This window comes from Streptomyces tibetensis, from assembly GCF_007655005.1.
Lineage (GTDB): Bacteria > Actinomycetota > Actinomycetes > Streptomycetales > Streptomycetaceae > Streptomyces > Streptomyces tibetensis.
In genome coordinates, this window is sequence record NZ_SZVW01000015.1 from 39,996 (window position 1) to 66,064 (window position 26,069).

General features: G+C 69.0%; 21 protein-coding genes. 6 read left to right on the forward strand and 15 right to left on the reverse strand.

Features of this window, described 5'->3' with window-relative positions; genetic code table 11:
• Nucleotides 1–36 precede the first annotated feature (36 nt).
• Both FDO69_RS25165 and FDO69_RS25170 read right to left on the reverse strand, forming a co-directional pair.
• Nucleotides 37–933, reverse strand: a complete 897-nt coding sequence (locus FDO69_RS25165; protein ID WP_104782132.1) for a carbohydrate ABC transporter permease — start codon at nt 931–933, stop codon at nt 37–39.
• Nucleotides 926–1,846 carry a carbohydrate ABC transporter permease gene (locus FDO69_RS25170; RefSeq protein WP_167526677.1) on the reverse strand — a complete coding sequence of 307 codons (921 nt, stop codon included), beginning with the start codon at nt 1,844–1,846 and terminating at the stop codon, nt 926–928. The genes FDO69_RS25165 and FDO69_RS25170 overlap by 8 nt, the downstream gene beginning before the upstream one ends.
• Nucleotides 1,847–2,028: 182 nt before the next feature.
• On the opposite strand from FDO69_RS25170, the gene FDO69_RS25175 reads away from it, so the two are divergent.
• On the forward strand, nt 2,029–3,063 hold the full coding sequence (locus FDO69_RS25175) for a LacI family DNA-binding transcriptional regulator (RefSeq protein ID WP_104782133.1): 1,035 nt from the start codon (nt 2,029–2,031) through the stop codon (nt 3,061–3,063).
• A gap of 142 nt (nt 3,064–3,205) precedes the next feature.
• Here the strand turns inward: FDO69_RS25175 and FDO69_RS25180 are convergent, their stop codons facing one another.
• On the reverse strand, nt 3,206–3,916 hold the full coding sequence (locus tag FDO69_RS25180; RefSeq protein WP_104782134.1) for a cupin domain-containing protein: 711 nt from the start codon (nt 3,914–3,916) through the stop codon (nt 3,206–3,208).
• 127 nt (nt 3,917–4,043) lie between these two features.
• Between FDO69_RS25180 and FDO69_RS25185 the strand changes: the two genes are divergently transcribed.
• Nucleotides 4,044–4,685 (forward strand): SGNH/GDSL hydrolase family protein, encoded by a 642-nt coding sequence (locus FDO69_RS25185; protein WP_159030646.1) that lies wholly within the window; start codon nt 4,044–4,046, stop codon nt 4,683–4,685.
• Nucleotides 4,686–4,749: 64 nt separating this feature from the next.
• On the opposite strand, the gene FDO69_RS25190 is transcribed toward FDO69_RS25185, so the two are convergent.
• The 3 genes from FDO69_RS25190 to FDO69_RS25200 form a co-directional block, all read right to left on the reverse strand.
• Nucleotides 4,750–7,023: a right-handed parallel beta-helix repeat-containing protein gene (locus FDO69_RS25190; protein WP_104782136.1), complete on the reverse strand. Its 2,274-nt coding sequence runs from the start codon at nt 7,021–7,023 to the stop codon at nt 4,750–4,752.
• Between the two features lie 335 nt (nt 7,024–7,358).
• On the reverse strand, nt 7,359–9,836 hold the full coding sequence (locus tag FDO69_RS25195; RefSeq protein WP_234388087.1) for an RICIN domain-containing protein: 2,478 nt from the start codon (nt 9,834–9,836) through the stop codon (nt 7,359–7,361).
• Nucleotides 9,837–10,103: 267 nt separating this feature from the next.
• Nucleotides 10,104–11,138 carry a LacI family DNA-binding transcriptional regulator gene (locus FDO69_RS25200; protein ID WP_159030647.1) on the reverse strand — a complete coding sequence of 345 codons (1,035 nt, stop codon included), beginning with the start codon at nt 11,136–11,138 and terminating at the stop codon, nt 10,104–10,106.
• A 321-nt stretch (nt 11,139–11,459) separates the two neighbouring features.
• On the opposite strand from FDO69_RS25200, the gene FDO69_RS25205 reads away from it, so the two are divergent.
• Nucleotides 11,460–12,467: a LacI family DNA-binding transcriptional regulator gene (locus tag FDO69_RS25205; protein WP_199838311.1), complete on the forward strand. Its 1,008-nt coding sequence runs from the start codon at nt 11,460–11,462 to the stop codon at nt 12,465–12,467.
• Between the two features lie 153 nt (nt 12,468–12,620).
• Here the strand turns inward: FDO69_RS25205 and FDO69_RS42235 are convergent, their stop codons facing one another.
• On the reverse strand, nt 12,621–12,866 hold the full coding sequence (locus tag FDO69_RS42235; RefSeq protein ID WP_234388088.1) for a hypothetical protein: 246 nt from the start codon (nt 12,864–12,866) through the stop codon (nt 12,621–12,623).
• Between the two features lie 603 nt (nt 12,867–13,469).
• Here FDO69_RS42235 and FDO69_RS25215 point away from each other — a divergent pair.
• Nucleotides 13,470–14,294: an SDR family oxidoreductase gene (locus FDO69_RS25215; protein ID WP_104782138.1), complete on the forward strand. Its 825-nt coding sequence runs from the start codon at nt 13,470–13,472 to the stop codon at nt 14,292–14,294.
• 467 nt (nt 14,295–14,761) lie between these two features.
• Entirely contained in the window at nt 14,762–15,385 is a 624-nt protein-coding gene (locus FDO69_RS25220) for a TetR/AcrR family transcriptional regulator (RefSeq protein ID WP_234388089.1), read from the forward strand.
• A 204-nt stretch (nt 15,386–15,589) separates the two neighbouring features.
• Here FDO69_RS25220 and FDO69_RS25225 read toward each other — a convergent pair whose 3' ends face one another.
• The 7 genes from FDO69_RS25225 to FDO69_RS25255 form a co-directional block, all read right to left on the reverse strand.
• On the reverse strand, nt 15,590–16,849 hold the full coding sequence (locus tag FDO69_RS25225) for an FAD-dependent oxidoreductase (RefSeq protein ID WP_104782139.1): 1,260 nt from the start codon (nt 16,847–16,849) through the stop codon (nt 15,590–15,592).
• Nucleotides 16,850–16,954: 105 nt separating this feature from the next.
• Entirely contained in the window at nt 16,955–17,920 is a 966-nt protein-coding gene (locus tag FDO69_RS25230; protein WP_104782140.1) for a fumarylacetoacetate hydrolase family protein, read from the reverse strand.
• A 92-nt stretch (nt 17,921–18,012) separates the two neighbouring features.
• Entirely contained in the window at nt 18,013–18,951 is a 939-nt protein-coding gene (locus tag FDO69_RS25235) for a VOC family protein (protein ID WP_104782141.1), read from the reverse strand.
• Between the two features lie 10 nt (nt 18,952–18,961).
• Nucleotides 18,962–19,990 carry an amidohydrolase family protein gene (locus FDO69_RS25240; protein ID WP_420878538.1) on the reverse strand — a complete coding sequence of 343 codons (1,029 nt, stop codon included), beginning with the start codon at nt 19,988–19,990 and terminating at the stop codon, nt 18,962–18,964.
• A complete protein-coding gene (locus FDO69_RS25245) occupies nt 19,987–21,126 on the reverse strand; it encodes an FAD-dependent oxidoreductase (RefSeq protein WP_104782142.1) in 1,140 nt (379 codons plus the stop codon). The genes FDO69_RS25240 and FDO69_RS25245 overlap by 4 nt, the downstream gene beginning before the upstream one ends.
• Before the next feature lie 114 nt (nt 21,127–21,240).
• Nucleotides 21,241–22,212 (reverse strand): cyclase family protein, encoded by a 972-nt coding sequence (locus tag FDO69_RS25250; protein ID WP_104782317.1) that lies wholly within the window; start codon nt 22,210–22,212, stop codon nt 21,241–21,243.
• A gap of 5 nt (nt 22,213–22,217) precedes the next feature.
• A complete protein-coding gene (locus FDO69_RS25255) occupies nt 22,218–23,222 on the reverse strand; it encodes a fumarylacetoacetate hydrolase family protein (RefSeq protein ID WP_104782143.1) in 1,005 nt (334 codons plus the stop codon).
• A 128-nt stretch (nt 23,223–23,350) separates the two neighbouring features.
• Between FDO69_RS25255 and FDO69_RS25260 the strand changes: the two genes are divergently transcribed.
• Nucleotides 23,351–24,286 carry a LysR family transcriptional regulator gene (locus FDO69_RS25260; RefSeq protein WP_104782144.1) on the forward strand — a complete coding sequence of 312 codons (936 nt, stop codon included), beginning with the start codon at nt 23,351–23,353 and terminating at the stop codon, nt 24,284–24,286.
• Nucleotides 24,287–24,391: 105 nt separating this feature from the next.
• Here FDO69_RS25260 and FDO69_RS25265 read toward each other — a convergent pair whose 3' ends face one another.
• Nucleotides 24,392–25,945, reverse strand: coding sequence for a serine/threonine-protein kinase (locus FDO69_RS25265; protein WP_159030648.1), 1,554 nt, complete (start codon nt 25,943–25,945; stop codon nt 24,392–24,394).
• Between the last annotated feature and the right edge of the window lie 124 nt (nt 25,946–26,069).

Here is a 26,069-nt window from a genome sequence, read left to right on the forward strand (position 1 = left end):
TCGGTCGCCTCCGCATGTCCGGCAGTACCCCCGCGGTTACTTGCCGCCGGTGGTCGCGATGCCGCGCAGCAGGAAGCGCTGTCCGGCGAGGAAGACGAGGAAGACGGGAACGAGCGACACGACACTCATGGCGAACACCGAGCCCCAGTCCGTCGCTGTCTGCTGGTCGACGAACGTGCGCAGCGCGAGGGGCGTGGTGTACATGTCCGGGTCGGTCAGATAAATGAGCTGGGTGTAGAAGTCGTTCCAGGTCCAGATGAAGGTGAAGATCGCGGTGGTCGCCAGGGCCGGGATCATCAGCGGCAGGATGACGTGGAAGAAGATCCGCGCGTGCCCGGCGCCGTCGATCCGCGCCGCCTCGTCGATCTCGCGCGGGATGCCACGGATGAACTGCACCATGAGGAAGATGAAGAAGGCGTCGGTCGCCAGGAACTTCGGCACGATCAGGGGCAGGAACGTGTTGACCCAGCCGAGCTCCGAGTACAGGACGTACTGGGGCACGATGATCACGTGGATCGGCAGCATGATGGTGACGAGCATGGTCGCGAACAACACGCGCTTCGCCCGGAATTCCAGCCTGGCGAAGGCGTACGCGGCCAGGGAGCAGGCGAGGAGATTGCCGAGGATCGCGCCGGTCACGACGATCGCCGAGTTGATCATGTAGTGGCTGAACGGTTGGGAGAAGGCGTTCCAGCCGTTGCTGTAGTTCTGGAGGTGCGGGTGCGTCACCGCGAGTCCCGCGCTGCGGAAGATCTGGTTGTTGGGCCGCAGCGAACTGGCCACCATCCACAGGACGGGGTACAGCATCGTCAGGGCACAGAGAGCCAGCAGGCAGTGCTTGAGAGGGGCGCGCACCGCACGCCTGATCCGGCGCGTCGCGTGGGGGCGGTGGGCGGGCAGCGAGCGAGGTACGGCTGCGGTGCGGTCAGTCATCGTAGAACACCCAGTACTTTGAGGCCCAGAAGTTGACGGCGGTGAAGGCCGCGACGATGAGGAGCAGGACCCACGCGAGTGCGGATGCGTAACCCATGTCGAAGTGGCCGAACCCGCGCTGGTACAGGTACAGCGAGAAGAAGAGGGTGGAGTCGGCGGGCCCTCCGGTACCGCCGGAGACCACGAAGGCCTGGGTGAAGGTCTGGAAGGCGTGGATGATCTGCAGCACCAGGTTGAAGAAGATGATGGGTGTCAGCAGCGGAATGGTGATGCTGCGGAACTGGCGCCAGTGCTTCGCGCCGTCGACGGAGGCCGCCTCGTAGAGGGAGGTAGGAATCTGCCGCAGCCCGGCGAGGAAGATCACCATGGGTGAGCCGAAGGTCCAGACGTTCAGGACGACGAGGGTCGACAGCGCCGTTCCCGGCTCCGAGATCCAGCCCTGCCCCTGGACACCGACGAAGGCCAGGGCCTCGTTGACCAGGCCGTTGGTCCCGAACATCGCGCGCCACAGCACGGCGATCGCCACGCTGCCGCCGATCAGTGACGGCAGGTAGAAGACGGAGCGGTAGAAGGCAAGGCCACGCACTCCCCTGTCCAGCAGCAGGGCGAGCCCCAGTGCCATCGCCAGTTGCAACGGGACGGAGACCAGCACGTAGCTGAACGTCACCTGGAGCGACTTGTGCAGGCGCTCGTCGGAGAGCATGCGCGTCCAGTTGTCGAGTCCGCTGAACTGCGGCGGTTGCAGCAGGTTGTACTTGGTGAAGCTGAGGTACAGCGAGGCCAGCATCGGACCGAGAGTGATCCCGAAGAGCCCGATGAACCATGGCAGTAGGAAGAAGAACGCCGCCTTGTTCTGCTGGCGCGCGCCCCGTTGGGACCCGCGCAGCCGGCGTAGTTCGTTGATGGAGCTCACGGCACTGCTCCCTTGAGCGGCGGCATCGGCACACAGTGGTGGGGACCCGTCCCGGGCCCCGCTTGATCAAAAAGTGATCGTTCACTCTTTGGGTTGGGAGGACCATAGTGAACGATCACTTTTTGCGTCAAGAGTGTGTACTCTCTGACTTCGGAACGTTGGCGGACGGGTGGGAGAAGCGGATGGACGGCGCTGACACGGCGCGACGACGGCCGACGATCACCGATGTGGCGCGACTCGCCGGTGTGTCGCCCCAGACGGTGTCGCGGTACCTGCGATTCAACGGCGGGCTGAAGCCCGCGACCCTGGAACGAGTGGAGAACGCGATCCGCGAACTGGACTACCGTCCCAACCTGGTGGCGCGGTCGATGCGGACCCGCAAGACCGGCCGGCTGGCGATCATCATGCCCGCCATGGCGTTCAACCCGTCCCGCATGCTGGCGGGCGCCAGCGCGACGGCGCAGGCCGGGGGGTTCTTCGTGGACGTCGTGAGTGCCGGGGGCGGCGTCCGAGCCAGGAGCGAGCGCCTGCTGGAGCTGGCGGATTCGGGACAGTTCGAGGGCATCCTCTCCCTCGCGCCCGTGCTTCCCGCGGTGGAGAGCAAACTCCACCAGAGGACGACCGTGGTGATCTCGGCCGACTTCGACGACGAGATGCGTGGCATCGGGCAGCTGGCCGACGCCACGCCCGTGGTGCAGATGATCGAGCACTTGGCGGCGCTCGGTCACTCCCGGTTCCTTCATGTTGCGGGCGACGCGCAGTTCGCTTCCGCGAGGGCGCGCAAGCAGAGCTATCTGGACGCCGTCGAACGCCTCGGGGTCGAGTCCGTCGGGGTCTTCGACGGGGACTGGTCGGGGGAGTCCGGCATCGAGGCGATACGGTCGCTCCCTAGCCATGCGCGGCCGACCGCGGTGATCGCGGCCAACGACCTCGTCGCCGCCGGCGTCGTCCGGGGCGCCCGGGAGCGCGGCTGGGACGTGCCGGGCGACCTCAGCGTGACCGGTTGGGACAACGCGGGGGTCGGGCAGTTCATGACTCCGTCCCTGACCACCGTCGACGTGGAGCTCGAACAGCTCGGCAGCACGGCCATGGCCAAGCTGATCGCGGGTCTGAGGGACAGCGCGCCCGAGACGAGTGAGGGCTCCCTGTTCCGGATCATCTGGCGGGAGTCGACGGCCGAGCCGCCTGCGACAGGTCGTGCCGGCCGCAAGCGGTGACCGAGGGGGCGCCGCTGCCGGAGTGGGCGCGGGGCAGGCGGACCAGGTCCGTCCGCTCTGTCCGCACGACCCGTCCGGTCCGGCGTCGCGATGCGGGCCGAATCGGCCGTGAACGCCGCGCGGCCTCAGGCGCACATCGCCGTCAGTTCTCGTATACGTCAAGCCGACCGCACATCCCGAACTTCCCACGGGCAACGGGCTGTTCGGCCCTCACGGCAGCATGCGCGAGGTGCGGGGCCTCCGCCTGCTCCAGCCAGTCGAGCTGCGCCCCGGTTGCTGCGGCGGAAGCCTCGGCCCCCTGGCGCCACCGCTCGCGCCACTCGGCGATGCGCGGCTGTACGAGCGCGGCGGCGGCACGGTGGAAGGCGGCCAGGGCCTGAGGTCCCTCGGCCGCGCGCAGTGCCTGGTAACCCTCCAGGGCGAGGTCCCGCCGGGCCCGGGCGACGCGCTCCTGCTCCTCCCTGGGCGCGTCGACGGGGATGGCGGTGGCTCGTGCGTACGTCTCCGGATCGGTCAGGTACTCCGGTGGCAGCGTGAGGACCGCGTCCCCTGCCTCCGGCAGCCCGCTGTTCTGCATCAGTACGGTGATCCGCAGATCACCCTCGTTGACCAGCCGGTGGATGGTGCCGGGCGTGAACCAGGCGACCGTGCCGGCCTGGAGCGGAGTGACCTCGTACCCGGATGCGGTCAGCGTCTGCACGACCCCACGTCCGCCGGTGACGACGTAAGCCTCCGAACAGGCCAGGTGCATGTGAGGGGTGCCGCCGCACGCCCCGTCGGCGGCAGGCCAGTCGTACACCGACAGATGTGAGATGGCGACGCCCCCGGGCAGACCGGCATGCGTTGTAGTCATGGTGTGAGAACTCCGTTTTCGCGATAGTAAGCGCTTTCTTAAGTGCAATTTACGCGCCCCTGGACCAACGGGTCAATGCTCTGATTAAAATCAGACCGCTGAAGAGTCGAGTAATGAGGAGATTGATGTGGGAACGGGGTTGGCGGGCAGGAGTGTCTACGCCTTCGGTGACAGTATCGTGCATGGTCACGTGTATCCGCGCAGTTTTGTGGACGTCGTTGCCGAGCGTACTGGAATGACCCTTTCGAAATTCGCCCGGAACGGCGCGACCATCGGTGCCGACCCGCATGCTTCCGGGGGGCAAATCCTCGCGCAGGTCGAGGAGGCCCCGGCAGCCGCGCCGGACTTCATCCTCTTCGACGGCGGTACCAACGACGCCGAGTCGGTCTTCAACGGCCGCTATGACGTGGGGACTTACTCCGCCGAACTCGAGAAGACGCTGTGCACGATGAAGCGCAGGTGGCCTGCCAGCCACGTCGTGTACGTGTCCGCCCACAAGCTCGGTTCGAGGGACTGGGACACCCAGGTGGCACTCCGCGAGGAAACCTTGCGGGTCTGCCGGAATGGGAATGTCGCCATCGCCGACGTCTTCGGGGACACTCCGTTCGACACGCGCGATGACATCCACCGGGCCAAGTACACCTTCGATGACCTGGTCGACGGATTGCCAGGTGCGGAGGGGTCTGGAACGCACCCCAATATGGCGGGGATCACCATATTCTATGTGCCGGTGGTCACCGCCGGACTGGAACAGATATCGTCCAGTTGATCAGGACTGAAATTACAGCTCTGCCGGGCCGGTATCGGCCCGGCAGAGCTGATTTCTCATTACTTCACTGGCCGAATCCGGTACCGCGCGAGATCCGGACGTCGTCCACGTGCACCGCCCCGCGCTCGCCCCCGTTCGAGTACCACGCGACCTTCGCGATTCCCGGCATCGAGGTGCGGAACGCGGCATCGGTCAGCACGCGGTGGCCGTCGATGTCGAGGTCGAAGCGCTGGTTCACGGTGTCCACGGTGAGCGTGACCCGGTACCACTTGCCATTGGTGTACGTACCGATGACCGTGTCCGTGGTGCCCTTGTACGCGTGGATCTGGCCGCGGGCGAAGGCGACGCTGACGGCTGGGGCACCGCTGGCGTTGTACACGTAGGGCAGCCCGAACCAGCCGGCCTGCGTGTCGTTGCGCATCACCTGCGTGTCGATGGTCACCACGCCCTGCAGCGGGGTGCTGAAGAGGCGGGCGAGGTTGGTCCCGTCGGTGCCGCCGCCTTCGATGGTGCGGGTCAGCCGGACGCTCTTGTCGGTGGCGGACGGCGTCTCCACCACGGAGACGTCGTTGTTGGTCGAGATGACTCGCCATCCGTTGGTTCCGTTGGCGAGCGCGCCCGTGGCCAGGCCGTCGAAGGTGTCCGTGAACGCGATGTCGGGCGCGCCGCGTTCGAAGGCACCGATCTCCGGACCGTTCCCGATCGGCACAGGAGACCCGGCGTTGTCGAGGCCTCCGTTGCCGGTGACCGTGGCTCCGGCGTCGATGAACGCCGATCCCGACTGGAGCGCGAAGTTCGCCGCCGTGTCGAGCCTCGGGCCGTTCTCGTCGCCGTAGGGCCCCGTGACGGAGGCATTCACGAACTGCGGAGCGCCGACCACGGCGTTCGCGTCCGACGTCGGCCGAGTAGTCAGGTTGGACGAGTATCCGTTGTTGTTGTAGGTGATGCTCGACGGTTGTATGAACTGGGGGGCGGACTGACCGGAGACGAACAGGTTGTTGGTGAACGTCGCCTTGCCGGAGACACCGCCGGTCACCATGTTCTGCGAATTGGTGTTGGCGATGGTGTTGTTGTAGATGTTCGCCACCGTGCCGCTCTGCTGCGACATGTGGATGTTCCACCGCGTGCTGCCGGTGATGACGTTGTAGCGGAGCACCACGCTGCCGAACTTGACCGCGGAGTTGCACGCGCACAGCAGGATGCCGTCGCCGTTGTCGTGGAGGTAGTTGTACTGGAACACCTGGTTGGTGGTGCCGATGTCGGGGTCCAGGGCGTTCTGGTCGGCACCGCCCGAGGAGAGGTGGGTGCCCATGATCTCGTTGTGCTGGACGGTGACGCTGTCGGCCATGTTGGTCTCGACGCCGGAGACACCGACCCGGTCGATCACGTTGCCCTCGACGAGTCCGCCGCGGACGCCGGTGAGGTAGATGCCGTTGCAGCCGTAGGGGGTGTTCGCCTGCGTGATGTAGTTGCCGCGGAACGTGACGTCGGTGTACGGGGTGTAGGCGGGGTCGGTGGCCGTGGCGCGCTTGCCCCAGCCGGTGAAGACGGCACCGGGCGCGTCACCGGCGTACTGCTTCGTGACGATCCCGCTGAACGAGGTGTTCTTGATGGTGGAGTTCTCCACGGTGATGCCGTCGAGGACCGTGGGGGCGCCGGGCGCGGTGATGTCCTGGACGCCGGTGAGGAAGGCGATGCCGCCGGTGTCCTTCGAGCGGTCCCAGCCTTGCGCGAAGGTGATGCCCGGCTTGTTGTCGGCGGTGCTGCCGCCGACCCACTTGACCTCGCCGGTGACGTCGTGCACGTCCACCGAGTCGATCACGAAGTGGTGCAGGGTCTGGCCGTTGTCACCGTGCACGCCGATGCCGCGGAGGTCGCCGAGCTTCGAACCGTCTGTCGTCCCCGTGGGTACCGCGTTCGACACGTCGAGGTTGCGGATCTCCCAGTACTGCTGGTTGTTCAGCCGCACCGCGTCGGCGACGGTGCCCTGGCCGGCGATCTTCGGCTTGGCGCCCGTTCCGTAGCTGTCGATGGCGATCGGGGCGCCGTCGGTGCCGGACCCCTTCGGCCACAGCTGCCCGGTCCAGCTGTCACCGGACTCGAAGCGAATGGTGTCGCCTGGCTGGAACGTCTTCGAGTTCACCTTGCTCAGCGAGCGCCAGGGCGCGCTGGTGCTGGTTCCGGCGTTGCTGTCGTTGCCGGTCGCGCTCACGTAGTACGTGGTGCCCGCGGCGAAGGCCCGCTGCGCCGGAATGAGCACGATCGACGCGAGCACGACGGCCAGCGCGCACAGTGCGGCGGCTGTCGCTCGTGACACAAGTCTTCGGTTGCCGGTCATGGTCCTCTTCTTGTCATCCGTGGTGGTGAGGTACTGGTTCCTGTCGTGACGCGTCCGGTCGAGAGGTCGCGTGACGGCTCGGGGCGCGGGCAGTCGGGGCTGCGCGGGGGGACGCACCGAGGGTGCCCGAGGACGCGGGCGCGCGTCCGGCCTGACATGGGGAAAACGTATTCCGCGCAGTGTGCCCAGCGGCGATCGAATGCGTCAAGGTTTCGGGTAGATGAACGCGTCGACGTGATGCAGGGGTCCTTCGCTCAAGGCTCCCGGCACATGGGCGGGGCAGGCCGGCGGTTCGGGCCCGCCCCGCCCATGGGATCGGCCGGATCCTCAGCTGGTCACGAGACCTTGACCAGCTTCCATCGCTGGTTGTTGCTGCCGTTGGTGTACCACTGGTCGATCGGCGTGCCGTCGGTGGTCTGCGCCTTGTACACGTCGGCCTTGTACCCGTTCGACCGGGACTCGATGGTGTAGGTGCCGCTGCCGGCCGGCGCGATCAGCCACTGCTGACTGACGCTCCCGCTGGAAGTCCCCAGCTGCAACTGGGTGCCGGGCCAGGTGGAAGCAGCGTTGATGTCGAGTGCCTTGCCGCTGGTGACACCTGTGACGGTGAGGTAGCCGCTGCTGGTGTAGGCCAGCTTCCACTGCTGGCTGCCGCTGTTCTGGTCGGTCTTCTGGACGATGGGCGTGCCGTCGCCGGTTCCACCGTTGGAGGCGGTGAGCGCCTTGCCGGTCCCGACGCTGATGATCTTGTAGGTGCCGGAGAGGTCCGGGACGGTTTCGTGGGTGACGGACAGGTTGGAGTACTCGACGGGGTAGTAGCCTGCCGTGCCCAGGCCGACCAGGCCCGCACCGTAGCTCGTGTCGGTGACCGTGCCGACGGTGCTCCCGTCGATCTTGGCGGTGATGGTGCTGTCCTGGAAGGTCAGGGCCAGCTTGTGCCAGGTGCCGGTGCCGGGTGCGGTGACGGTGCCGCTGACGAGGGTGGTCCAGCTCCACGAGTTGGTGCCGGTGGTGCCGGTCTTCAGCAGCGACCAGGCTCCGGTGTCGGAAAGGCGCAGGTGGTAGGCGTTCAGCCCGGTGCTGAACTTCGACTGAGTGCCCACCCGGCCGAGAATCTCCGCGGAGCTGCCGCTCTTCTCCAGCAGCACGTCGGAGCTGACCGTGTAGTTGCTCCAGCCGACGTCTCCCATGAGGGTGTAGGGCTGGACGTCGTTCGAGGCCGGCGCCCACCAGATGATCGGCTTCATCGGTGCGGTCTGGCGCAGGCACTGGCCGCTGCGGCCCCCGGTGCAGGGGGCGGCCTGGAAGGCGCCGTTCATCGAGGCGAAGTACTTCGCCTCCTGCCCGGTGCCGTAGCCGGCGAAGGAGTCCGAGTACGGCATGGAGAGGCGGTTGCGGGTGGGCGTGGTGGTCGTTCCGGCGCCCTGACCGGTGGTGGTGGTCACGGTGTAGACGTGACCGGGGTCCAGGGTGAGGGTGTACGTGCCGCCGGAGGCGGTCAGGTCGCTGTTCCGCACCATGTGCGGGGTGGCGCCGCCGGGCTGCGACAGGTCGGTGGACCACACGTGCAGGGCGCCGCCGGGCAGGCCGCCGGCGACGTCGAAGGTGACCGTCTGGGACGCGGTGGCGTCCAGGGTCTCGTAGACGGTGCTCCAGGCGCTCTTGTCGGGCGCGGCGTAGCTGACGTAGCTGCCGTTGGCGCGGTCGCCGCCGAGGTAGCCGGAGGCGCTGTCGAGGTACTTCCAGCCGGGTGAGGTGAACTGCGTGGTCTGGGCGATGGACCAGGCGGTGCGGGACACGCTGTAGGCGCCGGACCAGGGCTGGTTCGCGGTGATCAGGCCCTGGTCGTGGAAGAAGAGGTTCTGGTAGTCGGAGGCCACCATGGGCCAGTTGATGTACGCGCTCATCTTGGCGTCGAGATAGCCGCGGTTGATGGCGCGGGCGACCGGAGCCGCCCCGGTCTCGGCGTTCTCCGAGCCGTTCTCGCTGGCCCAGATCGGCTTGCCCAGCGACCGGGCGTCGGCGGAGGAGGAACAGGTGGTCATCGCGGACTGGTACGTGCAGGGATAGTGGGCGCCGGCGATGTCCACGGCGCTGTACAGGGCGGTGCTGTTCTTCATGCCGGTGGCGATGTTCCAGACGGTCTCGTCGCCACCGACCAGCTTGGTCGAGGCGTAGCCGTTCGCCGCCATGGCCGACTTCAGGTTCTGGTAGAACCAGGCGCTGTACGTCTTCTCGTTGAGGCCGCCGATGTAGTCGATGGACAGGCCGTGCTGCTTGGCGCAGCCCAGCCAGTCGATCATGTAGTCGATGCCGTCCTGCGTGTAGAAGTTGCCGTTGCCGACCCAGCCGGGGGCGCCCCAGGCCAGGGCGAAGAGCTTGATGCCGGGGTTGCGGGCCTTGGCCTGCTCCATCACCCACCACTCGTAGCCGGCGTTGCAGTCGATGTCGCCCTTGGTGTGCTCGAAGCTGACCTCGGAGCCGTCGGTGGAATTGACGTCGCCGCCGACTTCGACCTTGAGGATCTGCAGGGCGGCGCCGTAACCGGGCTTGAACAGGTAGTCCAGGATCTGGTTGCGCTGGGTGGCCGGGTAATCGACCAGGAGGCGGGTGTTGCCGCCGCCACCGCTGATCGCGCCGACGCCGTCGAAGGTGCGTCCTGCGCTGGTGCCGTCGACGGTGATCGCCGTGTCGGTGGCGGCGTACGCGGGCGCCAGCGCTCGGCCGGTCAGCAGGGCCAGTCCCATGAGCAGGGCGGCCAGGGCCGCCAACCGTCTGACGTGCCTGTCAGGCAGTCCGATGACGTGGTGCACGGGAGATCCTCCTAGGAGGGAGTGCGGGTGTGGGTGTGGCTTGCACTGAGACCCGGTGCGGGGCCTGTCGCGTGGATCGCAGAGGCGGGGCCCGCCCGATGGAGGAGTCTTTTTCTCAGTGGGAAATCGTATTCCGCGCAGTGTGCCCGTCCGTGTTCGAAGGCGTCAAGCGTCGGTCAGCGGGTAAAAAATGCGGCTTTGACGTGGCAGGTCTGGTGACCGGAAGGCGCTGTGCGCGTCGGTGGGAGTGACCGGCTCAGGGGCGGTTCAGACGACGTGGATCACCGTGCTGTCGCGCACCACGACCTGCCCGCGCAACATCAGATGCTCTGCTTCCGTACGGTCCGCGAGCGCGAGGCGGGCCGCCTCGGCACCTGCCTGCGCCAGCGGCAACGACACGGTCGTCAGCCGCGGTGTCACGTCGATCGCGAGCTCGATGTCGTCGAAACCGGTCACCGAGACCTGGTCCGGCACCGCCACCCCGGCAGTCCGGAAGGCGGACATCGCGCCGATGGCGATGGTGTCGTTGGCGGCGAGGACCGCGTGTGGCGGCTCCAGCCCCTCGGCGACCAGCCGTCGCGCCGCGTCGAACCCTCCCTGGCGACTCACCGTGCAGTGCGAGATCCGGACGTGCTGCTCCTCGACGCCGCCGTCGCGGAGACCGGCTATGAAGCCCGCGGTACGGGCCGAGACGTTCCCCTGCCCACGCGCGCCGGCGAGGATCGTCACGTGCCGGTGCCCCGCCCCGGCGACGTAGGTGGCCAATTCCTTGGCAGGGCCGTGATTGTCGAAGCTGATGGAGTCGAACGGCATGTCGGTGTCACCGACGATCACTACCCGGCCGCCCTCGCGTTCGTAGCCGAGCAACTCGTCCAGCAGGCGCCCGCCGAGGGCGTTCGTGTAGAGGCGGCTCGAGGTCAGAATGAGCGCACGCGGCCGCAGAGCACGCTGCAACCGGACGGTTGCGAGCTGCCGCTCGGCGGTGCCGTGGGTCGACGAGACGGTCACGAACGCACCTGCGTCGCGCGCCCGTCGTTCCATCGCCGCGGCGACCATTCCCATCGACGGGGTCGTGAGGTCGTCGCCGACGACCGCGATCGAGTCGTTCGCGCGCCGCATCGCCCGGGCCGCGGCGTCCGCGGTGTAGCGCAACGCGGCCGCGGCGGAGACGACCCGCTGCCGATACTCCTCCGCGACTGTCCGGGAACTGCCGCCCAGCACTCGCGACGCGGTCGAAACCGACACACCTGCGGCCGCCGCCACGTCACGCAGGGTGACGGTCGGCCTGGCTGAATGGGGCATCGCGCCGTCCCTCCCGCACCACGAAAACGAGCCGCCGTCGACGCTACCCGAGGATATCCCCGGCCAGGCCGCCGAGGTGTGGACGGAAGTGCCGGTGACCGACTCGGGATATGGTCGCCCGGCTGGAAGGTGGTCGGGTCGGCCCGGTCGGGTTTCGCAAGGCAGGTGCGGCGCAGTAAGCGCACCGGACTGCGGAGTGACCCTCGGTGGTGTTGCGCGACTTCCAGGCGCTGGGCGGCTCGGTGCACAATGTGCGGCATGGACGAGGGAGCGGCAGCGCCTGTACGGCGTCGCGGGGAGGCCGTATCCGAGGGGCGCCAGGTGACCTTGCATGATGTGGCGCGGGCTGCGGGCGTCTCACAGGCCACGGCGTCGCGGGTGCTCAACGGCAGCGTCCGCAACGTCCGGCAGGAAAACGTCGACCGTGTGCTCACCGCGGCCGCGGAACTGCACTACGCACCGCACCTGTCCGCCCAGGCCATCGCGCGGGGTTCGACGAACATCGCCGCGCTGGTCGTCAGCGGTGTCGACGACCCGTACTTCTCCTCCATCGCGGCAGGTGTGACGCAGGCAGCCGAGGCCGCCGGACTCATCGTGACCATGGCGGTCGCGGACCGCTCCCCGGAGCGCGAACTCCAGATCGTCGGGACGCTGCGCGGCATGCGCCCCCGCGTCATCGTCATGACCGGCAGCCGCGTCGACGGCGCCGATGCCCGCGACGCACTCGTCGAGGAGCTCCACGCCTACCGGGAAGCGGGCGGCAGCGTCGTCCTGATCAGCCAGCACGACCTGCCGTTCCACACCGTCAGCATCGACAACTACGGTGGAGCGCGGCAGCTTGCCCGCGCGCTGGTAGGGCTCGGCTACCGGCGGTTCGCGGTGGTCCGCGCAGGATCCGCACTCAGGACGTCCCGTGACCGGTGCAGCGGTTTCGTGGAGGGCCTGCGCGAGTTCGGCATCGGCGTCGACGAACGGTTGGTGGTGGAAGCCGAGTTCAGCCGCCGAGGGGGTTGTGCGGCGGCCCGGGAGCTCGTCCGGCGGGGACTGGACGGCACGGAACTCGTCTTCGCGGTCAGCGACGTCATGGCGATCGGTGTGATGACCGCATTCCGCGACGCCGGGCTTGTCCCCGGCCGGGACATCGCCGTCGCCGGCTTCGACGACATCGGCCCGGCGGTGGACGTCGTCCCGGAGTTGACGTCCGTGACCGTTCCTCTGCAGCGGGTCGGGCTCCTCGCGATGGAGCTCGCGCTCTCCGACGATGACGCCCCGCGGATCGTACCGGTCGACCCGAACGTCGTCCTGCGGGCAAGCACACCCCCTCGATGACCGTGCCGGCTGATCGTGTGATGAGCGTCGGCTGTCCGGCCCTGAGCTGCTCCGCGGCCCGGCCGACGCCCTCGTGGCGGGCGACGGTCTTCCGGCCTGCCGAGCGCGCCGTGGTCGATGAGCACGGCGTCCTTCGGAGAAGCCCCGCTCAGATCAGAGCAAGCCGTCGAGCCGGGCCGGGCGGCGGACCATGACCAGGCCCGCAGCGGCCTCACGGCGATAGCCGGGAGCAAGCCGCAGTTCGGGGAAGCGCTCCAGCAACTGTTCCAGGACGACGCGGGACTCCAACCGGGCCAGTGGTGCGCAGGGGCAGGCAGGTGTGGAGGCCATGGCAGTGGCCTGTACGTCGAGGACGTCGGTCACGATGTCGCGGGCGCGTGCTTCCTGCTCGCGGAGCACGGCGGGAGCGAACCAGCGCCTGAGACGAGCGCAGGGCCGTGTGGTCGGGCGGGGCCGACGTGCTGATCATCACCGCTGGCAGGTCGGCCGTCGTGCCACCGCTTTCCATGGCGAAACTGTCGACGGACGAGTACGCCACGTGGCCGGTGAGGACGTCCCGTACGTCGGCGGCATCCATGAGTGGGACAGGTCGCAGCCGTGCTTCCTCCGGCGGGTTGGCCAGGGGGACAACATCGGGGAGCCCGCCACACCCATGCCCAGCCCGCGGGCCGCGGCGCTGCGGTGGGCGGGAGATGTCGGCCTCGGCAGTGCGGGCCCATGCGCACGGAGCGGATGCCCGGCGAGTGGGCGCGTCGCAGGTCGTGCAGGGTGCCGATGCGGGGCAGCCAGCGGGGTGGTCGAGAGCCGGATCGCTGCTTGGGTCGCCTCTGCCTGAACCGTCGCTCGCTTGTGCCACGCCGGCTCGACGGCTTGGCCGGGAGCTGTGTCCAAGGTGTGCGGAGCTACTCATGCTCAAGAATCTACAGAGGAACTACTTGATACTGAGTATCAATCGAGTCTAGAGTCTCGTATTGCAAGTTCGTTTCGAACGGGAGTGTCCTCATGAGCAAGATCTGGTTCGTCACCGGTTCCTCGCGTGGCTTCGGTCGTCAGTTCGTCCAGGCGGCCCTGGAGCGTGGTGACAAGGTCGCGGCCACCGCCCGCAACACCGACTCCCTGGCGGATCTGGTGGCCGTCCACGGTGAGGCGGTCCTGCCGCTGAAGCTGGACGTCACCGACAAGGCCGCCGCATTCGAGGCCGTCAAGCAGGCGCACGAGCACTTCGGCCGCCTGGACGTGATCGTCAACAACGCCGGACACGGTTTGTTCGGCGCGGTCGAGGAGCTGACGGAACAACAGGTCCGCGGTCAGATGGAGACCAACTTCTACGGCGCCCTGTGGGTCACTCAGGCCGCCCTGCCCCTCCTGCGGGCCCAGGGCAGCGGCCACATCGTGCAGATCTCCACCGTCGGCGGCGTCGTCTCCTTCCCCAATCTGGGCGGTTACAACGCCTCCAAGTGGGCCCTGGAGGGCCTGACCGAGGCCCTCGCCCAGGAGGTCGCCGGATTCGGTGTCAAGGTCACCCTCGTCGAGCCCGGCGGCTTCGAAACGGACTGGGCCGGCTCCTCCGCCACCTTCGCCGAACAGCTGCCCGCCTACGACGACCTGCGCGCCGCCGTCGCCGCCGCCTGGAGCGACGTCAAGTCCGGCGACCCCGCCGCAACCGGCCCGGCCCTGCTGGAGATCGTCGACGCGGACAACCCTCCGCTGCGTGTCTTCTTCGGCACGGCCCCCCTCCACCTCGTCCCCCAGGTCTATGCCGAGCGGCTGAAGACCTGGGAGGAGTGGGCGGCGGTCTCCGCCGAGGCCGAGGGCGCCGCGGCCTGAAGCCGCGCGCGGCAGCCAGACGCCGCGGGCCGATCCGTGACGAGGTGGACGGTTCGGGCGGCAGCCCGCAGACAGGAAGACGGGCTCGGTGGTCAGGATCCACTCGCGGCTCCCGAGGTGTCCGGGCGTCCCCGGCGCACTGTAGGCCCTTCCTGTCGGGGTGACGGGGAGGGCCGGGCGGGCACGGGGCGGGGCGCGGCCGGTCCGCCTGGCCGGGAACGGTGAGCAGGCCTGCCGCCGTCACGTTCCCTGCTGGCGGCCCGGGGATTCGTCGTCAGCGCTGCCGTCCCCCGAGGGCGGACTGGGTGCGGCCGGGCATGTCCTCCAAGTCAAGTGGACCCTCACCGCGCATCCGCTGACGTCCTCCGTGGGAGTGACCTGAACGGCCGGCGTGGACATTGCGGCGGCGGGGAGCCCAGGTTTCTGATGCTCAGTATCAGATTGAGTCGCTGTTGTATTCTTTACTCATGACCGACGCCGCCCGCACCTCCGCCCAGTCCGCAACCAAACCGCCCGGCCTGCGGGAGCGTATGCGCGCGACGGTCCGGAAGGAAGTCGTCGAGGTCGCGCTCCGGCTCTTCAGCGAGCAGGGATTCGACGGGACGACCGTCGACCAGATCGCCGGTGAGGTCGGGCTGTCGCGTGCCAGCCTGTTCCGGTACTTCGGCACCAAAGAAGACATGGTCCTGCAGGGCTTGGAGGAGACCGGCCGTCAGATCGCGGAGGCGTTCGCCGCCCGCCCCGACACTGAGCGTCCCTGGGAGGCGCTGCGCAGGGCGTTCGACGTCCTCACGCAGGCGAACGAGCAGGCACCCGAGCAGGCGCTCAGCTATCTGCGCATGCTCCAGGAGACTCCGTCACTGCGCGCACGGCACTTCGAGAAGCAGCTGAGCTGGCAGGCGATGCTGGAGCCGGAGATCGCCCGGCGGCTGGGCGTCAGCGCCGACCAGCCGGAGGAGGTCGGGCCGAACGCGCTTTCCGGGGCCGCGCTCGCCTGTCTGGATGCGGCCGCGACGGGCTGGGTGGCCTGTGGGGGCGCCGTTCCCCTGGCCGTGCTGCTCGACCGTGCGATGGGCACGCTGACGGAATAGCTTCACCAAGGCCCCCGCATCCGTGGAGCCACGGGGGTAGGCAAGGGCTCTGAGGGCCTGAAGGTGGTGCCTTCGGAAAACGCCTTCAGGAAACGCCGCAGCAGCGGTGATGAACGCTTGGCGTTCTGCGCCGGGGCGTGCGTCGGGCGGCCTGCTGTTCTGGGGCAGCGCCGGCCCCGCCGGGCGCGGCCCCAGCCACGTGGTTCAGGAAGCGGTGTCGTGTGTCCCGCCGAGGCCGAGGAGTGTGATGAAGCGGGCTTCGGCCCGGTCGATCTCACCGAGCTGAGCGAGGATCGAGCTGGGGGTGGAGTCACCGACCACCTTCTGCATCAGTGGGGTGCGGTCCAGGATCGCGTCCCGGACCGGTTGCAGAGCGCGCGGCGCGTGATGGAAGACCTGCCCGAGGACGTAGGCGTGCCGGGACTGCCGGGTGGTGTGCGGTTTGCGGGGGGCCTCGAAGGCGTCGAGTGCGTGGCGGACAGCGGCGTAGTCGCTCAGGTCCACCCCTGCCAGGCGGCGGCCGATGAAATAGCCGTCCTCGGTGGCCATGCCGGCGCCGTACCCGGCGTACGGGGAGGTGGGATGAGCGGCGTCGCCGACGAGGGTGGCGCGGCCCTTGGACCACTGCTTCAGCGGCTTGCGGTCGCGGATCACCCAGCGCTGAACGTGCGCGGGGTCGGTCGCGGCGATCAGCTGGGGGAGCGGACGGGCGAAGGCCTGACCGAGGCTGGTCGCGGTCGAGTGCGGGTCCCCGGTGAATTCCCGGCTTGCGTCGAACGCTTCGAGTACCCACCACTGGTGGCCGTCACGTCCCTTGTCGCGGATGGCGGTCCAACTGCCCTGCACGGTGCGGGTGTGGGACAGGACGCACATCCCGGGCTCGGTCTCGACGTTCTCGTCGAAGGTGTAGCCGCCGAAGATGTGCAGGTTGTGCTCGCGCTTGGGGCTGTCGCCCCACAGCGTGCGGCGGACCAGGGAATCGATGCCGTCCGCGCCGATCACGAGGTCCGCCTCGTGGACTCGTCCGTCCGCGAGGTGCAGTCGAACACCGCTCTCGTCCTGCTCGACGCGCTCCACCGTGTGGTTGACCCGCAGGACTCCCTTGGGCAGCGCGTCGAGCAGCCGCTCGTACAGCTCGGGGCGCAGCAGGCCGACGAAGCCGCCGCCGTAGTCGCGGACAACCTGCTCCGGAAGGGCCGCGCGGACCCGGCGGCGCCCGCGGGAGTTGCGGAACTCGGACGTACAGGGCGCACCCAGGTCCTCGGTGTTCACTCCGAGCAGCCCGAGTGCCTTGATGGGTGGCGGCCACAGGTTGAGGATGTTGCCGGCGGGTCTGGCATGCGGGTAGCGCTCGAACAGCACGACCTCGTGGCCGGCCTGGTGGACGGAGAGCGAGGCGGCCATGCCACCGGGCCCGGCGCCGATGACGGCGACGCGGCCGCGCTGGACGGGAAGCTTCTTCATGGTGGATTCCTCAGCCTTGGTCGTCGTTGACCTGGTAGTCGGTGAGGGCGGGCTTCTCCCACACAGGGTCGGTGCCCGGCCAGGAAGCTTTGGGGTGTGCGCGGTTCACGGGCGCGTTCGCGGGCGCCTACGGGCGCGAGGGACGGCCACCGGTTCGGCACCGGGTACCACGGTGTTGCAGACGGTGCCGATGCCCTCGACGGTGAGGGTGACGGTGTCGCCTGGCTTGAGCGGTGGCGGGTGCTGGCGGCCGCGTACCCCCCAGAGTTCGGCGAGGCAGCCGCCGTTGCCGCAGGTGCCGGAGCCGAGTACGTCGCCGGGGCGTACGTAAGTGCCCCTGGAGGCGTATGCGGTCATCTCCTCGAAGGTCCAGCTCATGTTGGACAGCAGGTCCTTGCCGACGACCTCGCCGTTGATCTCGGCGGTCAGTGCCAGGCGCAGGAATCCGTCGCTGTCGCGGTAGGGCTCCAGTTCTTCCGCGGTGACGAGGTGGGGCCCGAGGGTGGTGGCGGTGTCCTTGCCCTTGCAGGGGCCGAGGCGGACCTGCATCTCGCGGGACTGGAGGTCACGCGCGGACCAGTCGTTGAAGATGGTGTAGCCGATGATGTGGTCGCGGGCCTGCTCGGGGGTGAGGTCGCGGCCCTCGCGGCCGATGACGGCCGCTACTTCGAGTTCGAAGTCCAGTGCCTGGCTGCCGGGCGGCACGGGGACGTCGTCGTGAGCGCCGATGACCGCGTAGGGGTTGGTGAAGTAGAAGGTGGGCGCGTCGTACCAGGCGTCCGGGGCGCCCGGGACTCCGTCGATGCTGCGCCGTACCCCCTCGACGTGCTCCTCGAACGTGACGAAGTCGCGTACGGACGGCGGTTGGAGCGGCGGCAACAATCGCACCTGGGAGACGTGCGGGCCGCACGGCACGTCCAGGCTTGCCTTGCCCGCCTCGCGCAATGCCTCGGGACCGGCCTGGATCAGGTCGAGAAGCGTCCCCGCACCGGGGCAGGGGTGGAGGACGCCGTCGTCCTCGACGGTGGCGAGACGGCTGCGGCCGTGCTGTTCGTACGTGGCGAAACGCATGGCATTCCTAGGGAACTGGGTGAGTTGACACAGGCCTGGGGCCCGGCGGCATGGCAGGCGGGGGAGTGCGCCGGGCCCCAGGGGGCAAAGGGTCAGACCGGCGGAGCGACGAAGACGCCGCGGTCGACGTCGTTGAGCATCTCCTTGGCGACCATCTCGTTCATCGGGTTGGACGTGCCCCACTGGTCGGCGTTCTCGGGCTTCGTCAGGTCGTAGATGTGCGGGTGCCAGGTGTCCTCGTCCAGTTTTTCGAGCTCGGTGGTGTACTCCACGGTGTTGCCGTGCGGGTCGAGGAAGTACGTGAAGGTGTTGTCGCCCGCCATGTGCCGCCCGGGGCCCCAGATCTTGCGGGCGCCGGAACGCATCACGCGGCCCGAGCCGCGCATGTACTCGTCGATGCCGCGCATCTCGAAGGAGAGGTGCTGCAGGGAGGTGTGCGGACCGCTGGCGATTGCCATGGAGTGGTGCTGGTTGCTGATCCGCATGAAGTGCATGACGTCGCCCATGTGCGGCAAGGTCATCGTGTCGGACAGCCGGAAGTCGAGGTGCTGCTCGTACCAGGCACGGGTGGCGTCGATGTCGGGGGAGTTCAGGACGACGTGCGAGAGACGGACGGGGATGGACTCCTTCTCCTCGACACGACGGTGCCGGCGCGCCTCGACGTCGGCCGAGACCTCGATGGTGCGGCCGTCGATGTCGAAGAAGCGGAGGCCGTAGCCGCCGCCGGGGGTGTCGACCTTGCCCGGCTGGGAGATCAACCGCACTCCACCCGCGAGGAGTTGCTCGGCGAGTGTGTCCACGTCGGCGGGGTTCGCCGCGCCGTAGGAGATGAGGTCGAGGCGCTTCTCCTCGGCCTTGCGGAGCCGGACGATGTACTGCTCGGGGGAGCCCTCGGCGGCCAGGAAGGAGATGCCGGAGTCCTCGGCGACCTTGGTCAGGCCCCAGACACCGGCGTAGAAGTCGAGCTGCTTGTCGTAGTCCGGCACGGCCAGGTCGACGTGTCGCAGGTGGGTGAGCAGGCGGTTGGTCATGTCGGGCTCCTCAGGTGAGACGCAGCAGCGCTGCCGCGTTGCCGCCGCGTACGGCGTGGAAGTGGGGGGCGGGCAGGTCGATGACGTCGCGCAGAGCACTGAGTGGGTCGTCGGTGCCCATGTCGAAGGGAAAGTCGGAGCCGAGCAGCACCCGGTCCGGGCCGGCCACCCGGATCAGCTCGCGCAGGACGTCCGGGTCGTGGACGAGGGAGTCGAAGTACAGCTGCTTGAGGTAGCTGCTGGGCGGGTGCGCGCAGCCGCGGGTGTCGGTGCGGGCGCGCCAGGCGTGGTCGGAGCGGCCGATGTGGGTGGGCAGATAGCCGCCGCCGTGGGCGGCGACGATGCGCAACCCCGGGTGCCGGTCCAGGACTCCGGAGAAGATCAGATGGGACAGGGCGACGGCGTTCTCGGTCGGCTGGCCGACGGTGTTGGACAGGTACCACCGGTTGAGGCGCTCGTCGAGCGTGCAGCCGAAGGGGTGCAGGAAGAGGATCGCGCCGGTTTCCTCGGCCCGCGTCCAGAACGGTTCGTACGCGGGGTCCGACAGTTCGCGTCCCGGTGCGTGGCTCGAGATCTCGACACCGCGCAGGCCCAGGCCGAGGGCGTGCTCGAGGGCTTCGACGGCGAGGTCCGGGTGCTGGAGGGGGACGAGGCCGAGGCCGTGCAGCCGCTGCGGGGCCTGGGCGACGTGCGCGGCGGTGCCCTCGTTGGCCAGTTCCCACACTGCACGGGCCAGGTCCTCGTCGGCCCAGTAGTGGTAGTGCGACGGAGACGGCGAGACCAACTGGACGTCTACCCCGGAGGCGTCCATCGCGGCGAGCCGGGCCTTGACGTCGGTCAGTTTCGGGAAGCGGTCGCGGAACATCGGGCCGCTGACGGCGATGGCCTCGGGGCCGTTGCGGCGGGCCTCGAGATCGCGGGCCGCGGCCAGCCCGGGGTGTCCGGCGACGGCGTCCTCGACCGGAGGGAGCAGGACGTGCGCGTGGACGTCGATCGTGGGTGCGCTGTGCTGGGATCCCACGGGGTGCACGGCGCTCACGGGGTCTCCTTCAGGACGGACATCGTGCGGCCCATCAGCCCGGGTGCGTCGGCGTCACGGGCGCCGTCCATCTGCCACTGCCCGAGTTGCACGGATGCCTCGACCACCATGCGGACACGGCCGATCCGGCGTTCGTAGAAGCCGGTCAGGAGGGCGTCCAGGGAACTCCAGTCCTGCTCCGCGGTCAGCATCTCGGCCAGTACGGAGGCGTCCTCCAGCGACATGGCCGCGCCCTGGGCGAGCGTGGGAGGACAGACGTGGGCCGCGTCACCGATCAGGACGACTCGCCCGCGGTGCCAGGAGCCCTCGACGAGCAGCCGCTCGAACCAGGTGTAGTTGACCTCGGCGGGGTCGGTGATGCTCGCGGCGATCTCCGGCCACGCACCCCCGTAGGGCGCTGCCAGCCGCCGCATCTCGTCCGCGTACGAGGCCGGATCGATGGAGGCGCGGTCGCGGTTGGCCTCGACGAGGTAGGCGTAGATGGTGTTCTCGCTGGTGGGGCAGTAGCCGGCGATGAAGCACGGTCCGCCGTAGGACAGGTCCTTGCGCTGTACGCTCTCGGGGCGGGGCGCGGGAACGCGCCAGATGGCCATGCCGGTCGGTTCGGGCTTGTCGCTGATGCCGATCATGGCGCGCGTGCGGGAGCCGACGCCGTCGGCGGCGATGACAAGGTCGTACCGACCCTCGGTGCCGTCGCTGAACCGGGCGGTGACGCCGGACGCGTCCTGGACCAGTTCCTCGGCGGTGGTGCCGAGGCGTACCGCCGCGCCGCTCTCGAGAACGGCCTCACACAGAATCTCCTGGAGCCGGGGCCGCTGCATGCCGAAGATCGGGGGCAGGTCGTCCCCACCGGTGCGGATGTCCTGCTGGACATGGAACACGGTCCCGTCGGGTGCGGCCAGGCCGACGGCGTCGACGGCGTAGCCGCTCTCGCGGACCTTGTCCCACACGCCGACTTCGCGCAGCACGCGCAGCGCGTTGCCCTGGAGGGTGATGCCGGAGCCGAGCACGTTCCAGTCGGGTTCGGCCTCGATCAGTTCCACGGCGACGCCCGCCCGCCGCAGCAGCACGGTCACGGCGTTGCCGGAGGCGCCGCCGCCGATGACGAGGACGGTGCGGGGACGGGGTTCGTTCATGGGTTCTCCCTGAGATTGCGCCGTGTGACTTCGAGCGGCAGAGGGGGTGTTGCGGGCCGGGCGGGTGAGTGTGGCGTTGCCGTCCGGGCGCGGCCCGCCCGGCAGTTCAGGGCGTTACTTGACGGCGATGGGATTCACCGGTGAGCCGACGGACCCGGTGATGGGCAGTGGCGCGGCGGTGAGCCAGAACTCGTACCGGCCGTCGGCGGCGCAGTGTGCGGCGAGGGCGTCGAGGTCCCACATCTCACCGATGAGCAGACCGATGTGGGGGATGGCGACCTGGTGCAGCGGCTGGAAGGCGTGGTCGAACTCGTTGGGCCGCACCTCGAAGCCCCAGGTGTCGGTGGCGATCCCGGCGATCTCGCTCCGATGCAGCCAGCCGGCCGTGCTGAAGCTCAGCCCCGGCGCCGGCCCGCCCGCGTAGTCGCCCCAGCCCTCGTGACGGGCGCGGGCCAGCCGTCCGGTGCGCACGAGGACCAGGTCACCACGACCGACGGTCACGCCGTGCGCCTCGGCTGTCGCGGTCAGGTGCTCCTCGGTGATGGCGAATCCGTCGGGCAGTTCGCCGCCCCGGCCGATGACCAGGCCCACGTCGAGGAGAACGCCCCGCCCGGCGACGTGCGGAGCCATGTGCTCGATGCCGGTGACCAGGTCGCCTTCGCAGGTGACGACCTTCTCCGCCGGGCGGCCGTTCCACGCCTTGCCGTGATCGAAGATGTGCCCGAGCCCGTCCCACTGGGTGGAGCACTGCAAGGGCATGGCGATCACGTCGTCGGCGCCACCGAAACCGTGCGGAAAGCCCTGACCGCCCAGAGCCGCGTCGGTGCCGGTGGCGAGCATCGTGTGCACCGGGTTGGTACGCCGCCGCCAGCCCTTCTGCGGGCCGTCCATGTCGAAGGCCTGTGACAAGGAGAAGCTGACGCCGTCGCGGATCAGGGCCGCGCCCTCGCGGCGCTTGGCCTCGTCGAGGAAGTTGAGCGTGCCGAGCACGTCGTCCTCACCCCAGCGGCCCCAGTTCGAGTACGCCTTGGCGGCCTCGGCGATCGCCGCCTCGGGATCGGTACGGTCGATACGATCGCCGCTCATCCGGCTCATCGGTCCTCCTCCGCGACGCAGCGGGTGCGCTGGGCGCCGAGCCCGGTGACCGAGCCGTCCATCACGTCGCCGTCGCGCAGCAGCCGGCCCCAGTGGATGCCGTTGCCGGCCGGGCTGCCGGTGAGGACGAGGTCGCCGGGGAGCAGCCGGGCGGTCTGGGAGATGTACGAGATCAGCCGTGCGACACCGAAGATCATGTCCTTGGTGGACTCGTCCTGCATGATCTCGCCGTTGAGCTTCAGGGTGACCTGCAGGTCGGAGGGGTCGGCGATGGAGCCGGCCGGGACGATCCACGGGCCGAGCGGAGTGAAGCCGGGGGCGTTCTTGCTGCGCAGCCAGTCGGTGCCGATCGGGGGCATGTCCCGGCGGAAGACAGTCGCGCGGTCGGTCAGGTCGTTGGCGATGGTGTAGCCCGCGACGTACTCCAGCGCCTCCTCCACGGTGACCCGGTAGGCGGGGCGGGAGATCACCGCGGCCAGCTCCAGCTCCCAGTCGGGCTTCTGGGCCCAGGAGGGCAGCACCACGTCGTCGTAGGGGCCGCTGATCGTGGTCGGCAGGCCGATGAAGACGTACGGCAGATCCTCGGCGGCCCGCTTGTCCATGACCGCCGCGACCTCGGCGCGGGCCTCCTCGACGGTGCCCGGGGCATCCGGGGCGCGGTGTGCGACCGCCAGGTCGATCACGTGCTGCCGGTAGTTGGCGCCGGACTGGAAGATCTGCCGGGGCTCGACGGGCGCGTGCACCCGCAGGTCATCGAGCGACAGCCATGCGCCGGCCGGAGCCGCCGCGAGGGCGTGCAGGCGGGGCAGAGTCGCGTCCCAGCGCTCCAGGAGCGTAAGGGTCGTCAGCGCGGGTTCACCCAGTGCCGCGCGCAGGTCGAGCACCCGGCCGTCCGGCTCCACGAGGCCGCAGAACGCGGCTCCGCCCGAGGCGGAGAGAGTGCCGATGGCGAAAGGGCCCGAGAAGGGTGCGAAGGGTGCCGACGCGGCTGCGGATTTCACGGAGACGTCCTCCCGATTGCGGTCCCACCAATCTGGCCCGTAAATTGCAATCAGGGAAATCGATTCCCTCTATATAAGAATCCAGCCGGTGAATACCGATGGGGCCGGCTCCGGAATTGGGATGCATCGTGAACTTGGCCAGCCTGGACCTCAACCTGGTCGTTGCCCTGCGCGCCCTCCTGCAGGAGCGCAACGTCACCAGGGCCGGCCGGCGCATCGGGCTCAGCCAACCCGCGATGAGCGCGGCCCTGGCCCGGCTGCGCCGCCACTTCGACGACGACCTGCTCGCCCGGGTGGGCGGAGGCTACGAACTGACCGCTCTCGGGCAGGCCCTCCTCGACCGAACCACCACCGCCTGCGACCTGCTGGAGCGCGTCTTCGCCAGTCAGGCCGAATTCGACCCCTCCCGCGAGGAACACGAGTTCACGCTGATCGCCTCGGACTACGCGGTTGCCGTCTTCGGCGCCGAACTCGCCCGGACCCTCCAAGCCGAGGCACCAGGCATCCGGCTCAGGTTCAAACAGGTACCCAACGAATTCATCGACAGCACCGGGTCCCTGCTCAGCACCGTGGACGGGCTACTGCTGCCCCACGGCATCATTCGCGGCTTCCCCACGGTCGAGCTCTACCAGGACAGCTGGGTCTTCCTCGTCGCCGACGACAACCCCGAGGTCGGTGAGCAGCTCACCCTCGACGACCTGGCCCGACTGCCGTGGGTGACCTACCAACGAGCCTACGACGCCCCCGCCGCCCGCCAGATCGCCGCGCTCGGCATCGAGCCGCGCGTGGCGGTCTCCGTCGACAGTTTCCAGCTGATGCCACTCCTGGTCGCGGGCACCCGCCGGGTAGCTCTCCTTCAGAGGCGTCTCGCCGACGAGCTGGACGGACTCGCACACGTCCGCATCATGGAACCGCCCTATGAGGCCGTGCCGATCCAGCAGGCCTTGTGGTGGCATCCGGTACACACGCACGACGCGGCGCACATGTGGCTGCGGGAGACGGCGGCCCGGGTCGCCGAGGCCGTGGAGGCACGGCGGCCCACGATCTGCAGTCCGCCGAATTGAGGACGGGTTGGGGGCCCTTGCATCGCTGTCACGGAGCGTCACGACCTCAGCGACCCGGCGCCGGACCGGAAGGGCCCGGCACCGCCGGGTCGGCAGGCTCAGCCGTCAGCGCCGGGTGAGGGTGGACGGCGCCCCGGCGGTCGGGTGATCTTCGTCGCGCAGGCCCAAGGTGTCTCGGCCGGTCATCGTCACGACGTAGATACTGCCGTTGGGGCAGCCGAGCTCGGCCGTCGGATCGGTGGGCTCGCTGGTGTCCGCCTTGAGGACCAATTGGTCCTTGCGTATCTCCTGCAGCCGCAGGGTCTCGGTGCATCCCAGCTCGAGCTTGGTGTTCACTTCGGTCACTCTGCTGACCTGCTTGCCCACCCGCTCACCTCGTTGTGCCGGGTGGAGAGTCAAAGTGACGCTGAACCGGTTGGTGTGGGGCTCAGTGAAGCCGTCAGGAGTGGGATTGCCCGGCCCGGTGCCGACCCATGTACCTGCCCAGGCCTCGGGAAGCGAAGTGGCAGCCGATGACGACGAAGGCGTCCCGTCGGAGGCGTCATCGCCGGAGAAATGCCGCACCAGGAACGTGCCCGTCGCGGCCATCAAGGCCACGGTCACAGTCCCGGCGACCGCCCGGCCGGTACGGCCGGACACCCACCGTCGCACGGCGTCGACACGCGGCAGGACGGCGGTCCGTGCGTCGGCGGAAGCCGGGCCGTCTTCGGGCTCACGTGACACAGCCGCCACAGACGGCGGTTGCACTGTTGCGGAGATCAACGCGTGCGCCTCCTCCTCCCGCACGGCGAGATCTTTCTCCAGCCCTTCGGGCAGCAACTGCGGCCAGGTACCGCACCGCCCGCCCAGGCGTTCCAGCAGCACGCTGACGGTGTCGGGCGTGGCCCGCTGCTCGGGGTCCTTGGCCAGACAGGACCGCAGGAGCGGGACCAGAGCCGCCGGGACGCCGTCGAGGTTCGGCTCCTGGTGCACGATGCGGTAGAGCAGCACCGCGGGCGAGAACTCGTCGTTGGGGTTGGAAAACGGGCCCCGTCCCGTCGCCGCGTACACCAGTACCGCAGCCAGCGAGAAGACGTCGCCCGGTGCACCCGATTCCCCGGCACTCACCTGCTCCGGCGCCAGATAGCCGGGAGAACCGATCACACCGCCCGTCCTCGTGTGACGGGTGTCCTCCCTCGCGCGCGCGATCCCGAAATCGATGAGCAGAGGACTACGGCGGCCCAACAGCACATTGGACGGCTTGACATCCCGGTGGGCCAGTCCCGCCCCGTGCACCGCTGCCAGCGCCCCGAAAAGCTCGGCCGCCAGTGCCAGGACGCACGGCTCGGACAGCCGGCCGTACCGCTGCACCCACTCCGCCAGGGACGGCGCCGCCACGTACTCGGTTGCGAGCCACTGCGGGCGCTGCCCTGGAGGGCTGTAGTCCACCACCGCAGGCGTCCAGGGCGAGCGCACCCGGTCGCTGTTACGGATTTCCCGCGCGAACCGCTCCTCGAACCCCGGTCCCCGTCCGACCTCGGCACGCACCGTCTTGAGCGCCAGCGGCCGCCCCGACACCGTCCGGGACAGATACACCCGCCCCATTCCGCCCTCACCGAGCCGCGCCAGCAGTGGATAGCCACCGAGAGCTTCCGGATCCGACCCGTCCAGCAACTCCACGCCCCGCCGCCCTCTCAGATTTGCACTGCCGATCAAGTTCAGCCCCGGACCAACCAAGCGCCGCATCCGTGACATCGGCACCAAGCATCACCTGTCACCCCCGTGATGCACCATTCTCAGCCAC